Source organism: Citricoccus muralis (assembly GCF_003386075.1).
In the GTDB taxonomy this organism is placed as follows: Bacteria; Actinomycetota; Actinomycetes; order Actinomycetales; family Micrococcaceae; genus Citricoccus; species Citricoccus muralis.
In genome coordinates this window covers 2,655,457-2,670,755 of the sequence record NZ_QREH01000001.1, presented here as the reverse complement: position 1 = coordinate 2,670,755, position 15,299 = coordinate 2,655,457, and the positions used below count along the sequence as shown (strand labels likewise).

Below are 15,299 nucleotides of genomic sequence, written 5' to 3'. Positions count from 1 at the left end.
AACCCCATCCACTTTACGCTGGATGACGTCCGTGGACGGCATCGTGTCCAACCGTGCGGGGATCCTTGCTATTCCCGTCCTCGGCTCCCGGCCGTTCCCAGTTGCCTGTCGGGACCGGGCCGGCCCTCCGTAGGATGGAGCCCATGAGCCTGCGCACCCCGGCCCCCGGCCCGCGGAAGGCCGGGGCCGCCCCGTCCACCATCCCCGGAGGTCACGACGCCGGCCGCCCGCTCCCGGCCTCCGTCCCGTCCCGCGCGGACGGCCTGGTGCGCCGGATGCGAGAGCTGCTCGGTGGACCGGTCGGCCGGCACACCGTCCCCGGGCGGATGACGGGCACGTTCTTCACCCCGATGCGGGTCCTGATCCTGCTGACCACCCTCTCGGCGATCGTCGCCGTCCTGTTGAAGTCCCCCTGCCGGCTGAGCGGCTGGGGTCAGCCCACCGTGTACTACGCCGGCTGCTACTCGGACTGGTCAGCCCTCTACGGCGGCCGCGGCTTCGCGGAGGACCCGTTCGCCCCCTTTGCCGCGGGCGCGAGCTTTGAGTACCCGGTGCTGATGTCCGTGGTGGCCTCGATCGCGGCGGTGATCTCCCAGACACTGCCGTTCTCGGACCTCAACCCCTCGCTGGCCTACTGGGACGTGAACTTCGTGTTCACCGCGGTGTTGTGGATCATCACCGTGGTGGTCACGGCCAAGTCCGCCGGACGGCGGCCCTGGGACGCACTCATGGTGGCCGTGGCCCCGGGCATCATCCTGGCCGGCTCCGTGAACTGGGACCTGTGGGCGGTCGCGCTGCTGGCGGTGGGGATGTGGCTGTTCGGAGGCCGCAGGCCCCTGCTGGCCGGGATCTTCTTCGGCCTCGGTGCCGCCATGAAGCTCTACCCGCTGCTGATCCTCGGTGCCTTGCTCATCCTGGCGGTCCGCTCCCTGAAGTGGGCGCCGTTCCTCTGGGCCGCACTGGGTACTGTGGCGGCCTGGCTGGCGGTCAACCTGCCCATGATGATCGGCAACGTCCAGGCGTGGAGTGTGTTCTTCACCTTCTCCGGGGAGCGTGGCCCGGGACTGAGCTCGATCTGGCATGCGTGGGACGTCACCATGGGCAAGATCGGCGGGCCGACCATCAACGCCGAGCAACTGTCCCTGCTGGCCTACGGTGCCTTCTTCGCCTGTTGCTGTGCCATCTTCGCCCTGGGCGTCCTGTGCCGTTACCGGCCACGGGTGGCCCACCTGACCTTTCTGATCGTGGCCGCGTTCGTGCTGTGCAACAAGGTGTACTCACCCCAGTTCGTCATCTGGCTCATCCCCCTGGCGGCGCTCGCCGCCCCGCGCTGGCGCGACTTCCTGATCTGGCAGTTCCTGGAGGTCCTGCATTTCTGGGCCATCTGGATGTACCTGGCGAAGGGGGCCTCCGGCTCAGAGGTCCAGCACTCCCTGGACGACACGTTCTACGTGCTGGCCATCCTCGGCCACATGGCCGCCACCGCCTACCTGATGTTCCGGGTGGTGGAGCAGATGCTGAATCCCTGGGAGGACCCGGTACGGGCCTCCCTCCCCGGCGGGCGGATCTGGCGGACTGGAAACGCCGGACAGGGGCGGGTGGCGGCCGCCGCCCGGCTGGAATCGCTCGGCTTCGACCCCTCCGAAGCTCGCAGGCTCCCCGTGGACGACCCGTTGGGAGGGCTCTACGACGATGCCCCCGACCGGGCACCCTGGCTGCTCAAGGCCCACGCCCCAGTACGGTAGGGCCATGACCGCACCGGACACCGACTCACCCCGCCTGACCCCTGACCTGCCCGAGTACCTGCAGGACCTGGCCGACTTCGTGATGGCCAGTCCCTCGAGCTACCACGCCGCCGCCGAGGTGGCCCGCCGGCTGGAGGCCGCCGGATATGTCCGCGTGAACGAGGCAGTGGACTTCCCGGCGGAGCCCGGCGGGTACGTGCTGGTCCGGGACGGTGCCGTGATGGCCTGGAGGATTCCCGATGCCGGCCAGGTCACCTCCACCCCGGTGTTCCGGATCCTCGGGGCGCACACCGATTCGCCGTCCTTCAAGCTCAAGCCGAAGCCGTCCACGTCTCGCGAGGGCTGGCTGCAGGCCGGAGTCGAGGTCTACGGCGGACCTCTGCTGAACTCCTGGCTGGACCGCGAACTGTGCTTCGCCGGCCGCATGGTGACCGTGGACGGAGGGGAACACCTAGTCCGCACTGGGCCGATCGCCCGGTTCCCGCAACTGGCCATCCACCTGGACCGCGAGGTCAACAGCGGCTTGAAGCTCGACCGTCAGCAGCACCTGAATCCCGTCTGGGGCGCCGCGGCGGTGGGAGACGCCGGCGGCCGGACCTCGGACCTGCCGACCGACATCCTTGCCGTCCTGGCACGCACCGCGGGACTGGAGGCGGACGAGGTGGCCGGCTTCGACGTCGTGATGGCCGATACCCAGGCGCCCGGAGTGTTCGGCGCCTCGGGCGAGCTCTTCGCCTCCGGACGACTGGACAATCTGTCCTCCGTCCACGCCGGGCTGGTGGCGATGGAATCTCTGTCTACCCCACATTCACTTTCAGTCGACTTGGGGTGGGTCCCGGACGGAAACACCCACCCCAAGTCGACTGAAAACGTGGGGGGTGTGGTGGCGGACGGCGTGACCGGTGAATCGGCCGGGGCACCCGTGATCCCCGTGCTGGCCGCCTTCGACCACGAAGAGCTCGGCTCCGCTTCCCGCTCCGGTGCCGCCGGGCCCGTGTTGGAGGACGTGCTGCGCCGGGTGCTGGACGCCCTGGGCGTCTCCGGCCAGGGGGCCGCACGGTCGTTCGCGGGCTCCTGGCTGCTCTCAGCGGATGCCGGGCACCTGGTCCACCCGAACTATGCCGAACGGCATGACCCGGTGAACCACCCCCGGCCCAACGGCGGCCCGCTGCTGAAGATCAACGCCAACCAGCGGTATTCCACCGATGCCGCCGGGGCTGCTGCCTTCGCCCGCTGGTGCGGGGTGGCTGGGGTGCCGTTCCAGGAGTTCGTGTCCAACAACGGCGTGCCATGCGGTTCCACGATCGGCCCGATCTCCGCGACCCGGCTGGGCATCCGGACCGTGGACGTGGGCATCGGGCTGTTGTCCATGCACTCGGCCCGCGAGATGTGCGGCGCCGACGATCCGGCGCGGCTGGCCGGGGCCGTCACCGCCTTCTACGAGGGCGTCTGATCCACACCACTGCACCGCGGGCTGGGGTGCGGTGCGTTGTCCACAGTGCTGCGGCCGGGCCTGGTGCCGGCGGGCCGAAGCGGGTGAGACTGGGATCGATCCGCTTCGATTCTGGTTCGCGGACAGCGCGGGCACAGGGTAGGATAGCCAAGGTTTTCTGCGTGCCGTCCCATGACGGACTCCGCGCAGAACCATCGCACAGAACCTCCTGTTACGGAAGTCCCGTGACCGTCAGCCCAAAGGAGGTGGGTTCGCATGCGTGCATATGAACTGATGGTGCTGGTTGATCCCGAAGTGGATGAGCGCACCGTTGAACCGACCCTGCAGAAGTACCTGGAGGTCGTCACCAAGGACGGCGGCTCCGTGGACAAGTTCGATCTCTGGGGCCGGCGCCGCCTGTCCTACGAGATCCAGAAGAAGGCTGAGGCCATCTACGCGGTCATCAACTTCACCAGTTCCCCGGAGACCTCCAAGGAACTGGACCGACTGCTGGGTCTGAACGAGACCATCCTCCGCACCAAGATCACTCGCCCGGAAGAGCAGAAGATCTCCGCGGAGACCGCAGAGTAATTTCCGTGTTGGCATCCCCCGGGAAGCCGCACACCCACGCCGATATCACCGCCGAACGGCACGGACGTAAGGCACTACAGGAGGCATCATGGCCGGAGAAACCGTCATCACCGTTGTTGGAAACCTGACGTCCGATCCGGAACTGCGGTTCACCCCCTCGGGTGCTGCCGTGGCGAACTTCACCATCGCCTCCACCCCTCGAACGTTCGACCGCCAGTCCAACGAGTGGAAGGACGGGGAGACCCTGTTCCTCCGCGCGTCGATCTGGCGTGAGGCGGCGGAGAACGTGGCCGAATCGCTGACCAAGGGCACCCGCGTGGTCGCCCAGGGCCGGCTGAAGGCCCGGAGCTACGAGACCCGTGAGGGCGAGAAGCGTACGTCGTACGAGCTGGACGTCGATGAGATCGGTCCCTCGCTGCGCTACGCCACCGCCAAGGTCACCAAGTCCAATCGCTCCGGCGGTGGCGGCTTCGGCGGCAACTCCGGTGGTGGCTTCGGCGGCGGCCAGGGTGGCGGCGGCTTCAACCAGGGTGGCAACACCGGTAGCCAGGGCGGCGGCAACGCCGGCTGGGGCGCCGGAGGCGGCCAGCAGAGCGATCCGTGGGGTGGTTCCTCCACCTCCGCCGGATCCTGGGAGACCCCGGGCAACGACGAACCTCCGTTCTGATCCCGGGTTCCCCGCCCCACACCGCATCATCCAGGGACTGGTGTCCACCAGGCCCGCCACCGGCCTCCGGTGCCCTCGGGCACTGACTGACCGGACGTCGTCGGGAACCGTTTCCCGCACGGCACAGCAGGTGGCTCGCCACCTGCGATCCCATCCCGCAGAACCGTTCTGCGGGCTCCCGAATATCGAAGGAGCACCACGATGGCGAAGGCTGAAATCCGTAAGCCCAAACCAAAGTCCAACCCCCTGAAGGCCGCTGACATCACCGTCATCGACTACAAGGACGTTGCACTGCTGCGCAAGTTCATCTCCGACCGCGGCAAGATCCGCGCGCGTCGCGTGACCGGCGTGACCGTGCAGGAGCAGCGCAAGATCGCCCAGGCCATCAAGAACGCCCGTGAGGTTGCCCTGCTTCCTTACTCCGGCGCTGGCCGCGGCTGATCGACCGAGTCGAGGAAGGAACAGATACCAGATGGCAAAGCTCATTCTGACCCAGGAAGTGACTGGCCTGGGCTCCGCCGGTGACGTCGTCGACGTCAAGAACGGCTACGCCCGCAACTACCTGCTGCCGCGCGGTTTCGCGACCCTGTGGACCAAGGGCGGGGAGAAGCAGGTCGAGTCGATCAAGACTGCCCGCCAGATCCGCGCCGTGAAGTCCCTCGAGGAGGCCCAGGCCCTGGCTGCACAGCTCCAGGCGTCCGCGGTCAAGCTCGAGGTCACCGCCGGTGAGGGCGGCCGCCTGTTCGGCGCCGTCAAGGCCGCCGACGTGGCTGACGCCGTCGAGGCCGCAGGCCGCGGCAGCATCGACAAGCGCGTCGTGACCCTGCCGTCCGCCATCAAGGCGACCGGCCGGTTCCAGGCTCACGCACGTCTGCACGAGGATGTCCTGGCCGTGATCGACCTGGACGTCGTCGGAGCCAAGACAAAGAAGAAGTAGCTGTAGAAGTAACTTCAGAAGTGACTGAAGGACTGACTCTCTAGTCGACCTTGGTCCTTGTGGACTGCGGCCGGTCGGGTCCCCCCGGGGAACCGACCGGCCGCGGCATTTAACCGGGTTCGTTTCCGCGCCCGTGCTCCCCGCTCTGCGTCAGCCCTCGCTACGGGGCTGATCGACCACCTCTGTCATGTGTCGGTAACCCGTCTGCATGAGTTCCTCCAGGACCTGCACGTCCACGTCCGCCAGTGTGTTGATGTAGAGGCACCCCTTGCCGACCTTGTGCTTGCCGAGCCTGGACAGCAACTCGGGGGCCTCCGGCTGCACCAGGAGGCCGTACAGGGACTGGCTGGCCTTCCGCGGGGCGAAGCCGACGGCGAGGGCATCACCTCGGTGCCCAGACTCATACTCGTAGTGGTAGCTGCCGTAACCGACCATGGTTGGACCCCACATGACGGGCACCTCTGCGGTGACGCGTCGGAACATCTCGTCCAAGACCTGGGCATCGGCACGGCGGACGGGGTGCTCCACGTGCGCGATGAACTCCTCGACAGGAGTCTGAGTGGGTTTCGTCTTGTTCTCATAGCCGGCCATGCGTCTATCATCCCAGTCCCTACAACGGGAGGGAATGTGAAAGCACCGGGAGACCAATAGAGGCTGAGTAGGTGCCGGGCGTGACGGATGTGACAACGCGGGTGCCTACAGGTTCCCCGGGTGGCCGGAACGAGCGGTATCGGAGCATACAACCACGGATACAAACCATGTGGACAAGCTGTGGATAACTCTGAAGAGCACGGCCTCCAGGTTGCACCAATGCCGCCTGTGGTGCTAGATCGCCACCCGTAATCCCCAAGCAAATTCTTTTCTATCCACAGCCGTCAGTACATAAACCTCCTTGTCAGATCGTGAATGCTGCGGAATACACAGGCTAATCCCCGGAGTTGTCCCCACGCTGTGCACACAACACGCCGCTGAATCCACACGTTATCCACAGACTATGTGGATTACCTGGTTGAGGGAGGGGCGACCGGCGAGTAGTGTCTCCTGGTATCCCCTTCAGGCGGAGCCGGGTATTGGCTGGGGTTCACAGCGCACATCCGGCACTACATCGTCTGCGGAATCCGCCGCTTCGGGGTAACCGGTGCGGCGGATTCCTCTGGGGAAATTCGCACCGCGAGGAGTTTGCCGGGCCGTCCGGTATGGGAAAGGGAATCGAGTACTTGGCATCAGAGGATTTTGATTCCACCGACGGCGCCGGCGGCTCGCGGGCCCATCTTCTTCCACCGCAGGATCTGGTGGCCGAGCAATCCGTGCTCGGGGGCATGATGCTCTCCAAGGACGCCATCGCGGACGTCGTGGAGCTGTTGCGGGGCAACGACTTCTACAAGCCGGCCCACGAGATGATCTATGAGGCGGTCATCGACCTCTACGGCCGCGGTGAGCCCGCTGACGCCGTCACGGTGGCGGACCTGCTCAACAAGCGGCAGGAACTCTCCCGCATCGGGGGCCCGGCCGTCCTCCACGAACTCATCCAATCGGTCCCCACTGCCGCCAATGCGGGCTTCTACGCCGAGATCGTCCGCGAAAAGGGTGTGCTCCGCCGCCTGGTCCAGGCCGGCACCAAGATCGTCCAGATGGGCTACGGCCAGGACGGCGAGGTCGAGGAGATCGTCAACGAGGCCCAGGCGGAGATCTACAAGGTCGCCGAAACCCGCCAGTCCGAGGACTACGTGGCGCTGTCCGGGATCCTCGAGCACACGGTGGACGAGATCGAGGCTGCGGGGTCCCAAGGCGAGGGTATGACCGGTGTCCCCACCGGCTTCTATGAGTTCGACGAACTGACCCAGGGCCTGCACGGCGGCCAGATGATCGTCATCGCCGCCCGCCCCGCCGTCGGCAAGTCCACGCTCGCCCTGGATTTCGCGCGTGCCGCCGCCATCAAGAACAACATGACGTCCGTGTTCTTCTCCCTCGAGATGGGCAAGAACGAGATCGCGATGCGACTGCTCTCGGCCGAGGCCACCATCGCATTGCAGGACTTGCGCAAGGGCACCATCCGGGACGAGCAGTGGTCCAAGATCGCCGCCACCGTCGGTCGGCTCAATGACTCCCCCTTCTTCATCGACGACTCCCCGAACATGTCCATGATGGAGATCCGTGCCAAGTGCCGACGCCTGAAGCAGAAGCACGACCTCAAGCTCGTGATCCTCGACTACCTGCAGCTGATGAGCTCCGGCAAGAAGGTCGAGTCACGCCAGCAGGAGGTCGCCGAGTTCTCCCGTGCCCTGAAGCTGCTGGCGAAGGAGCTCGACGTCCCGGTGATAGCACTGTCCCAGCTGAACCGTGGTTCCGAGCAGCGCACGGACAAGAAGCCGCAGGTGTCCGACCTGCGTGAATCGGGCTCGATCGAGCAGGACGCGGACATGGTCATCCTGCTGCACCGCGAGGACATCTATGACAAGGAGTCCCCCCGCGCGGGCGAGGCGGACCTGATCGTGGCCAAGCACCGTAACGGCCCCACCAAGACCATCGTGCTCGGCTTCCAGGGCCACTACTCACGGTTCTCCAACATGGCTCCCGACGCCGGCGGGTTCTGACGGTGCCCACGGCACCTCTGTGCTCCCCGCGCCGCTCATGGACCTGCTGATGGAACTGCTAGCGGATCTCTGGGCGCGGGCCACCGCCGCCCACGCACCCCTGGACTGGCCCGTCGCGCTCGCGATGGCCGGCGTCGCGCTGGTGTTGGCCTGGACCCCGCCCGGCTACCGCGTGGTGCGGCACGTGGTGACCCTGGTGCACGAGGCCGGGCACGCGTTGGTGGCCGTGCTCGCCGGCCGCCGGCTCAGTGGCATCCGGCTGCATTCTGACACCTCTGGGGTGACCCTGTCCCGCGGCAGGCCGCGTGGACTCGGGATGGTGCTGACCCTGGCAGCCGGCTATCCGGCCCCTGCGCTCGTGGGCCTGGCGGGCGCCTGGCTCGTAGGGGCCGGTTATGCCGCCGGGTGGCTGTGGCTGCTGGTCCTGACCTGTGCGTTGATGCTGCTGATGATCCGCAACCTCTATGGGCTGTGGGTGGTGCTGGCGACCGGCGTGGCCGTGGGGGCGTTGTCCTGGCTGGCCTCGACCGTCGTCTTGGTGGCCGCCGCACACCTGGTGGTTTTCTCCCTGCTCCTGGCGGCTCCCCGCTCCGTGGTGGAGCTGCAGCGGCAGCGGCACCGGATGCGCCGCGCGGCCGGTGGCCGCGGCGGTTCTGCGGCCGGCCTGGCCAGCGACGTCGACCAACTGTCCCGCCTGACCCACGTCCCGGCCGCTGTATGGACCGGGGTGTTCTGGCTCGTCTGCGTCGGCTGCCTGGTGACCGGCGGATGGATGCTGGCGCCCGTGCCCTAGTGGGGTGTCCGGCCTCACCGCCCGGGCTCGCACCTGGACAGCGTGGACTGGCGCCGACCGTGACACGGTCGAACCTTCCCCGACCCCCGACCTGTGGATAGTGCCATCGGCGGCACCGATGGCCGTTAAGGTGGAGTCATGGGGACCTACGCACCGGGGGAGCCCTGGACTGCCCGGGATCAGATGCTGCTGAGGACGGCCCAGGTGATGCACGCCTATGCCCACGGGGAGTTCGACCAGATCCATCCCGTCCCCGTGGACTTCGCCGTGTCCGGAACGTTCCCGGACAACCGAATCATCGCGAGTGCCCCGTTTCGCCGCGCCGTCTATGGATCGGGAGGGGACGGGAGCTACGTCCACACCAGCGGCGTCTTCCTGGCCACCGGCCGGCTCGGCCTGGCCCTCACCGCCGGAGCTGCCCTCGGGCGAGCCATCGGCAACTCGCGGCGCCGCTCGGACGCCCAACGGATGTCCCAGGCGGACTGGCGTCCGTTCGACCAGGGATCCGTGTTCGTGAATCAGTACGGGTTCTACCTGAGGACCGCTGCGGGTCTCCTGTGGTGGGGCTGGGACGACCTGCTCGAATGCCAGATGATCGAGCCCGGCCGGCTGGTGATGCTGGGGGTCACGCCCGAGGGCCAGCGCAATTTCATGGTGGATTCGGACCTGGCCGAGCTGCTGTTCGCCACGTGGGCTCTGGTTCGCCAGCCCCAGCACTGGCAATTCCTGCAGCGGGTGTGGTTGATCCCGGCATGGCTGGAGCACTACCGGAACGTCTACGGCATCTCGGCGTTCGACTTCGCCCGGGAGTTCCCGGATCACTTCGGCCAGCTCTCCTGACGGACGTGCCCGGCCTGAACACTCGGCCTGAACACCCGGCCTGTACGCCCGGCCGGCCCGGCACGTCGACGGGACCTGACATCCGAGGGGCCCGCGCACCTACCATGCGGACGATGAAGGTCGTCGTGCTCGGGGCCACCGGAACCATCGGAACACTCATCACCACGCGCCTGCGCGAGTTCGGCCATGAGGTCCTCGCCGCCAGCCGCAGCTCGGGGGTGGACGCGGTGACGGGCGAGGGGCTCGAGGCCGCACTCGCCGGCGCGGACGCCGTGGTGGATGCGCTGAACCGGGAGACCCTGAGGGCCGCCGCGGCGATCGAGTACTTCACGACGACGGCCGGCAACGTCTGCGCGGCGGCCCGCCGGGCCGGCGTCGGGCGGCTGGTCTGCGTCTCGATCGCGGGGGCGGCCGATCCGGCCGTGAACAAGACGTACGGGTATTACCGTGGCAAGGCGGCGCAGGAGCACGCCTACCGTTCCTCGGGGCTGCCCGTGACCATCATCCATTCGACTCAGTGGTTCGAGCTGGTCCCCACCATCCTCCGGCGGACCACCGTGGGCCCGGTCGCCGTCCTCCCGACGATGCGCATGGCAGCCGTCTCCGCGGCCTCCGTGGCCCGGTTGGTGGCGGACGAGGTGGCCCGGAAGCCCGACGGACGGACCGGGCACGAGGTGCGGGAGGTGGCCATCCGCGGACCGGAGGTCGCCACGGCGGCCGACGTGGCCCGGAGGATGCTGGCGGTGCGGGGTTCCCTCGGCGGCAAGAGCCCGAAGAGGATCCTGGAGGTGCCCCTGTTCGGCCGTGCCATCGCCTCGGGCGGGCTCATCCCCGAGGACGGGCTCGTGGACGAGGTCACGCTGGATCAGTGGCTGGCCGGCACCCGGCCGCACGCCGTCCGGGACGGCTACGACTACGTGATCGTCGGTGCCGGGATGGCCGCCGCCAAGGCCATCGACGGTATCCGGGCCGAGGACCAGGCCGGGAGCATCGGGGTGTTCGGCGAGGATCCCTCCGCCCCGGTGTACCGCCCGGACCTCTCCAAGACCTTGTGGCTGAAGGAGGACGCCAGCCTGGAGGAATCGCTCATGCTGTCCGAGGCGCCCGGTGCGGCGAAGACCCCGGATGAGAGCACCGAGCTTCATCTCGGCACCACGGTGACCTCCCTGAACCCGGACGACCGCTCACTCGCCCTCGACGGCGGGCAGCGTGTCCGCTACGGCAAACTGCTGCTGGCCACCGGGGCTGCACCCCGTCTAACCGGGCTCGAACCCGGCTCGCGGGTCCTCTACTACCGGACCGTGGACGACTTCCGGCGACTGCGCGAACTCACCCGGGCCGGGGTGCACGTGGTCGTGGTGGGCGGCGGGTACATCGGCTCCGAGCTCGCGGCCGTGCTGACCCAGAACGGGGTCCGGGTCACCTTCGTGGTCACCTCCGTTCCGCTGCTGGCTCACTTGTTCCCCGACTCGTTGGCCCACACGGTCACCCGGGAGTTCAGTGACCGCGGTGTCGAACTGGTGGTCGGGCGGCTCGCCGGCGGCTCCACCCGGCGCAAGGGGGTGACCGTCCGCCTCGAGGACGGGACCGAGATCGCGGCGGACGCGGCCGTCGTCGGGGTGGGGGTGTCCCCGCGCACCGAACTGGCCCGGGCCGCCGGGCTTGCGGTGGACGACGGGATCCTGGTGGACGACCACTTGCGGACCGGGGCGCACAGCATCTACGCGGCGGGAGATGTCGCCCGCTACCCGGACCGGTTGCTGGGGGTCCGCCGGGTGGAGCATGCGTCCGCGGCCGAGACCATGGGCACGGTGGCCGGGCGAAACATGGCCGGTGCGGACCGGCCCTACCGCACCACGCCGTTCTTCTGGTCCGACTTGTTCGACTTCGGCTATGAGGCCGTCGGCGAGGTGGACACCCGCCACCGGACGGTCGAGGATTGGGCCGTGGGGGATGACAGCCAACCGGACCACTCCACTGGCGTGGTCTACTACGTGAATCAGATCGGCGCGGTCCGGGGCGTGCTGCTGTGGAACGTCTGGGAGTCGGTGAAACCGGCCCGGAAGCTCATCGAGAGGACGGGGCTCGAGCGGGTCAGGGACCTCGATTCTCTGCGCGGTGAAATCCCGTTCGGGTGAGGGAGGGGTCACGCTGCCGACCGTACGGTCAGAGGAGGTCCCTGCGGCTGGACTCCTTGGTGAGCAGGACGGCAAGCGTGCAGATCACCAGCATCCCGGCCCAGAAGGCTCCGACGAGCACCGCCGATCCACCGGCGACGATCATGAGGCCTGCCGCGATCATCGGGGTGAAGCCGGCACCGACCACGGAGGCGCCCTGGTACGCCAGGGATGCGCCGGTGTACCGCACCTTCCCCGGGAACTGTTCTGCGACGAAGGCGCCGATCGGTCCGTAGAGCAGTCCCTGCACGATGCCATTGCCAAGGATCATGGCGAGGGCGAAGCTCCACATGGTTCCGGTGGTGAGCAGCAGGACGAGCGGGTAGGCCGAGACGATGCCGATCACCCCGGCGATGGTCAGCATCCGACGGCGTCCGATGCGGTCCGACATGCGTGCGGCCCAGAAGGTGACGACGAGCGTGAGGGCGGCTGCTCCGGCCTTCCAGTTCAAGACGGCTGACCGGTCCAGGCCCTGCTCGACCGCCACGGAGACGCCCCACACCGTGAGGATCGCCTGGCAGACGTAGAACCCCATGGCCGCGGCCAAAGCCAGTACCACGGCGCGCCAGTGATTCTGGATGACCTCCACGATGGGCAGCTTGCGCGCCTCGCTCTCTTCCGAGAGCTTCTGGAAGACCGGGGATTCGGAGACCTTGAGGCGGATCACCATGCCCACGAGGATCAGGACTGCCGAGAGCAGGAAGGGAATCCGCCATCCCCACTCCAGGAACTGGTCGCCGGTGGCGGCCGAGACGGCGGACACCACCAGCGTCGCCAGGATGGCGCCGGCTGGAGCTCCCGCATTGGCGAAGGAGGTGGCGAACCCACGGGATTTCTGTGGAGCATGCTCCAGCGCCATGAGGGCGGCACCGCCCCACTCGCCTCCGACCGCAATGCCCTGGATCACGCGCAAGGAGATCAGAATGATGGGTGCTGCGACACCGATGGTCGCCGTGGTCGGCAACAGGCCGATGAGCACGGTGGCCCCGCCCATGATCATCATGGACAACACCAACATCTTCTTGCGCCCGATGCGGTCACCGAAGTGGCCGAACACCACACCGCCGAGTGGACGCGCCAGGTAACCGGCCGCCAGGGTTCCGAACGAGGCGAACATGGCGACGGCCGGATCCAGGCCGGTGAAGAACACCTGGTTGAAGACCACAGATGCGGCGGTGGCGTAGAGGATGAAGTCGTAGTACTCGATGGCCGTGCCGATGAAGCTCGAGGAGAGGATCCGGCGCATGTCCTTGTTGTTCAGTGACGTCGCTGTGGTCACCGTCCTCTCCGGTCCTTCGCTGGGAAGCTCCGACGGCGTGGACGGTGTGGCTGTGGTGGTCTCGCTCATGGAATCATCACGTCCTGACGGGGTTCTGAGGCGGCCGGAAGGTCGACTCCGGCCGGGGATGGCGCTGTGTGGTGAGGTGTTCCGAAGGGGATGACCTGAAGATCGTCGGGGACATGGAACGGGCCGGTGAAGAGTGCTTCGCCACGTTCCCAGACAGACCGGTCAGCCGTTCCCGGGACCAGGTGGTGCAAGGCCAGCTGGCGGGCACCGGCCGCCGTCGCGATCCGGGCTGCGCCTTCAACGGACGTGTGGGATTTGTAGTGGTGGTCCCGCGAGGCGCGGGAGGCCTCATCGGCCTTGTCCGCGTACATCGATTCCACGAATCCGAAGTCAATGGCCTCGTGCAGCAACAGGTCGGTGCCCTGGGCCAATCGGACCATGTTCGCCGTCTCCGCCGTGTCACCGGAGAACGTCACCGACCCTTCCGCCGTCTCGAAACGGAAACCGAAGGCCGGAGCGACCGGGGGATGCTCCACGAGGATCGCGCTCACCGTGACGCGCTCGTCCCGATAGATGACGAAGGGGTCCATCTCCGGTGTGGGGCGGTCATTCGGGTGATAGCCGAGGCCTCCGGGGAGTTCGATGTCCTCGACGTCGAAGAGGTCCAAGGGATTGGGCCGCAGGCTGTCGAGGATGCGGTCATTGAGATCAGTGGCATGGGCGTTCATCAAGGTCCTGAACATGTCTCGCGTGCCCGGAGTGGGGTTCTCCGGGTTCAGCGGCTGCGGTTGCCGGACGGCTCGGGGAGAGACCTCCGGGAGAATGCCGCGATTCCCGGGGCCCATGATCTTGACCGGGCGGTCCTGGCGGTCGAGCATCTCGTAGAGACCGAACAGCGCCAGGCTGCCGAGGTCGACGGTGTGGTCGGAATGCAAATGGGTGATGAACACCCCGCGCAAGTCGCCCATGTCCAGTCCGGCCTCGTTGAGGCGCCGACCCACGCCGTGGCCGCAGTCGACGAGATAGAACCCGTCTCCCACCACGACCGCTGTGGAGATGCCACACCGTTGTTGGGGCTTGCCGCGAGTCCACCAGCGAGGACCGCCCGCCGTGCCCAGCGTGATGATGTGCGGATTGAGTGCAGATGCTGCGGATTCAGGCAGAGGTGTTCGCATGCTGGATCTCCTTCCACCGCCCTTCCCGAGAGAGTGGCGGCCGAATCGTAGAGTTTCTAAACCGTTGTGTTCCAGCATGATCCACATCACATCATCCACCAAGCTTGTATATTTGATGGTGGCTATCAGAGGAGCTGATGATGGACCTGACGTTGCGCCAGATGGAGTACTTCTTGGCCGCCCTGGACACGGGGTCTATGACCAAGGCGGCCAAGCGTTGCCACGCGTCCCAATCCGCCACATCCATGGCTGTCGCCCAATTGGAGAGGTCACTCGGCGCCCCGTTGTTCCTCCGGAGCCATGGGTCTTCCCTGGTTCCGACGTCCGTGGCCCTGGCCTTCGCAGCACACGCTCGCACGTGTGTCGAGGCGGCCGAGGCGGCTCAGGCTGCCGCGACGGAGACCTTGCATGAGCTCTCCGGGACGCTGCGCGTGGGATGTCTCCATGACCTCGCCAAGCTGGTTTTGCCTCCTCTGGCCCAGCTCTGCGATGAGCGGTATCCGCAGTTGGAACTGCAGTTGGTGGAGGGCTCCGCCGTATGGCTCCAAGAGGAGATGCGTGCGGGCAGGTTCGATCTGGCCCTGGTGTACTCACTCCAGGTGGGGGCGGATCTCTCGATGACGCCCTTGCGTGAGGTCCGGCTTCACGCCGTCCTGCCGGCAGGCCATCCCGCGGCCCAGAGGGAGTCGGTCGACTGGGGCCAGATCGCAGCTGAACCGGCGATCCTGCTGGACGGCCCCCCAGCCGTGGAGCGGATCACGGCCCAGGCACACCGATTGGGGTTGGAACTGAACATCCGGTGGACGCTGTCCTCCATGGAGACCATTCGATCCCTGGTGGCCCGTGGCCTCGGATATTCCCTGACGAACGCACCGCCCGCCAGTGCGACCACGGTGGACGGCCTCGAGGTGGTGTACAAGCCGCTCGCCAATGACCTGCTCCCCAATCACCTGTGTGCCCTGCACGCGCCGGGGGCGGAACGGCTGCGCAAGATCAGGGCTGTCATGGAACTGATCAAGGAGGCGACCCGGGCGTAGGGGCGTAGGGCTGTTCGTTATGG

The 15,299-nt window shown here is 67.2% G+C and carries 14 protein-coding genes; 11 read left to right on the top strand and 3 right to left on the bottom strand.

The window, feature by feature from the left end; genetic code table 11:
- Nucleotides 1–143: 143 nt before the first annotated feature.
- The 6 genes from C8E99_RS11845 (at nt 144) to rplI (ending at nt 5,372) form a co-directional block, all read left to right on the top strand.
- Entirely contained in the window at nt 144–1,745 is a 1,602-nt protein-coding gene (locus C8E99_RS11845; protein WP_245952303.1) for a glycosyltransferase family 87 protein, read from the top strand.
- 4 nt (nt 1,746–1,749) lie between these two features.
- Nucleotides 1,750–3,198 (top strand): M18 family aminopeptidase, encoded by a 1,449-nt coding sequence (locus C8E99_RS11840; RefSeq protein ID WP_115932460.1) that lies wholly within the window; start codon nt 1,750–1,752, stop codon nt 3,196–3,198.
- A gap of 255 nt (nt 3,199–3,453) precedes the next feature.
- The gene (gene rpsF, locus C8E99_RS11835) at nt 3,454–3,768 is read left to right on the top strand and encodes a 30S ribosomal protein S6 (RefSeq protein WP_115932459.1); all 315 of its coding nucleotides are present in this window, start codon (nt 3,454–3,456) and stop codon (nt 3,766–3,768) included.
- A gap of 88 nt (nt 3,769–3,856) precedes the next feature.
- A complete protein-coding gene (locus tag C8E99_RS11830) occupies nt 3,857–4,435 on the top strand; it encodes a single-stranded DNA-binding protein (RefSeq protein WP_115932458.1) in 579 nt (192 codons plus the stop codon).
- Nucleotides 4,436–4,636: 201 nt separating this feature from the next.
- Complete coding sequence (gene rpsR / locus C8E99_RS11825; protein ID WP_010144869.1) at nt 4,637–4,876, top strand: 30S ribosomal protein S18; 240 nt, start codon at nt 4,637–4,639, stop codon at nt 4,874–4,876.
- Nucleotides 4,877–4,907: 31 nt separating this feature from the next.
- Nucleotides 4,908–5,372 (top strand): 50S ribosomal protein L9, encoded by a 465-nt coding sequence (gene rplI / locus C8E99_RS11820; protein ID WP_115932457.1) that lies wholly within the window; start codon nt 4,908–4,910, stop codon nt 5,370–5,372.
- A 150-nt stretch (nt 5,373–5,522) separates the two neighbouring features.
- Here rplI and C8E99_RS11815 read toward each other — a convergent pair whose 3' ends face one another.
- The gene (locus C8E99_RS11815) at nt 5,523–5,963 is read right to left on the bottom strand and encodes a DUF1801 domain-containing protein (RefSeq protein ID WP_115932456.1); all 441 of its coding nucleotides are present in this window, start codon (nt 5,961–5,963) and stop codon (nt 5,523–5,525) included.
- Nucleotides 5,964–6,568: 605 nt separating this feature from the next.
- Between C8E99_RS11815 and dnaB the strand changes: the two genes are divergently transcribed.
- From dnaB to C8E99_RS16070, 4 genes are all read left to right on the top strand, one after another.
- Complete coding sequence (gene dnaB, locus C8E99_RS11810; protein ID WP_371300600.1) at nt 6,569–7,966, top strand: replicative DNA helicase; 1,398 nt, start codon at nt 6,569–6,571, stop codon at nt 7,964–7,966.
- A gap of 49 nt (nt 7,967–8,015) precedes the next feature.
- Nucleotides 8,016–8,759: a M50 family metallopeptidase gene (locus C8E99_RS11805; protein ID WP_245952300.1), complete on the top strand. Its 744-nt coding sequence runs from the start codon at nt 8,016–8,018 to the stop codon at nt 8,757–8,759.
- Nucleotides 8,760–8,897: 138 nt separating this feature from the next.
- Nucleotides 8,898–9,599 carry a hypothetical protein gene (locus C8E99_RS15925; protein WP_170144595.1) on the top strand — a complete coding sequence of 234 codons (702 nt, stop codon included), beginning with the start codon at nt 8,898–8,900 and terminating at the stop codon, nt 9,597–9,599.
- A gap of 113 nt (nt 9,600–9,712) precedes the next feature.
- Nucleotides 9,713–11,737: an FAD-dependent oxidoreductase gene (locus C8E99_RS16070; RefSeq protein WP_211309037.1), complete on the top strand. Its 2,025-nt coding sequence runs from the start codon at nt 9,713–9,715 to the stop codon at nt 11,735–11,737.
- Nucleotides 11,738–11,765: 28 nt separating this feature from the next.
- Here the strand turns inward: C8E99_RS16070 and C8E99_RS11795 are convergent, their stop codons facing one another.
- Together C8E99_RS11795 and C8E99_RS11790 are read right to left on the bottom strand one after the other, a co-directional pair.
- Nucleotides 11,766–13,124 carry an MFS transporter gene (locus tag C8E99_RS11795; protein ID WP_115932453.1) on the bottom strand — a complete coding sequence of 453 codons (1,359 nt, stop codon included), beginning with the start codon at nt 13,122–13,124 and terminating at the stop codon, nt 11,766–11,768.
- Nucleotides 13,121–14,239 carry an MBL fold metallo-hydrolase gene (locus C8E99_RS11790; RefSeq protein WP_115932452.1) on the bottom strand — a complete coding sequence of 373 codons (1,119 nt, stop codon included), beginning with the start codon at nt 14,237–14,239 and terminating at the stop codon, nt 13,121–13,123. The genes C8E99_RS11795 and C8E99_RS11790 overlap by 4 nt, the downstream gene beginning before the upstream one ends.
- A gap of 137 nt (nt 14,240–14,376) precedes the next feature.
- On the opposite strand from C8E99_RS11790, the gene C8E99_RS11785 reads away from it, so the two are divergent.
- A complete protein-coding gene (locus C8E99_RS11785; protein ID WP_115932451.1) occupies nt 14,377–15,276 on the top strand; it encodes a LysR family transcriptional regulator in 900 nt (299 codons plus the stop codon).
- Nucleotides 15,277–15,299: the final 23 nt, after the last annotated feature.

Bases quoted from the DNA above. Each gene is read 5' to 3' on its own strand.
- C8E99_RS11845 (WP_245952303.1), top strand. From the start codon at position 144: ATGAGCCTGCGCACCCCGGCCCCCGGCCCGCGGAAGGCCGGGGCCGCC.
- C8E99_RS11840 (WP_115932460.1), top strand. From the start codon at position 1,750: ATGACCGCACCGGACACCGACTCACCCCGCCTGACCCCTGACCTGCCC.
- rpsF (WP_115932459.1), top strand. From the start codon at position 3,454: ATGCGTGCATATGAACTGATGGTGCTGGTTGATCCCGAAGTGGATGAG.
- C8E99_RS11830 (WP_115932458.1), top strand. From the start codon at position 3,857: ATGGCCGGAGAAACCGTCATCACCGTTGTTGGAAACCTGACGTCCGAT.
- rpsR (WP_010144869.1), top strand. From the start codon at position 4,637: ATGGCGAAGGCTGAAATCCGTAAGCCCAAACCAAAGTCCAACCCCCTG.
- rplI (WP_115932457.1), top strand. From the start codon at position 4,908: ATGGCAAAGCTCATTCTGACCCAGGAAGTGACTGGCCTGGGCTCCGCC.
- C8E99_RS11815 (WP_115932456.1), bottom strand. From the start codon at position 5,963: ATGGCCGGCTATGAGAACAAGACGAAACCCACTCAGACTCCTGTCGAG.
- dnaB (WP_371300600.1), top strand. From the start codon at position 6,569: ATGGGAAAGGGAATCGAGTACTTGGCATCAGAGGATTTTGATTCCACC.
- C8E99_RS11805 (WP_245952300.1), top strand. From the start codon at position 8,016: ATGGAACTGCTAGCGGATCTCTGGGCGCGGGCCACCGCCGCCCACGCA.
- C8E99_RS15925 (WP_170144595.1), top strand. From the start codon at position 8,898: ATGGGGACCTACGCACCGGGGGAGCCCTGGACTGCCCGGGATCAGATG.
- C8E99_RS16070 (WP_211309037.1), top strand. From the start codon at position 9,713: ATGAAGGTCGTCGTGCTCGGGGCCACCGGAACCATCGGAACACTCATC.
- C8E99_RS11795 (WP_115932453.1), bottom strand. From the start codon at position 13,124: ATGAGCGAGACCACCACAGCCACACCGTCCACGCCGTCGGAGCTTCCC.
- C8E99_RS11790 (WP_115932452.1), bottom strand. From the start codon at position 14,239: ATGCGAACACCTCTGCCTGAATCCGCAGCATCTGCACTCAATCCGCAC.
- C8E99_RS11785 (WP_115932451.1), top strand. From the start codon at position 14,377: ATGATGGACCTGACGTTGCGCCAGATGGAGTACTTCTTGGCCGCCCTG.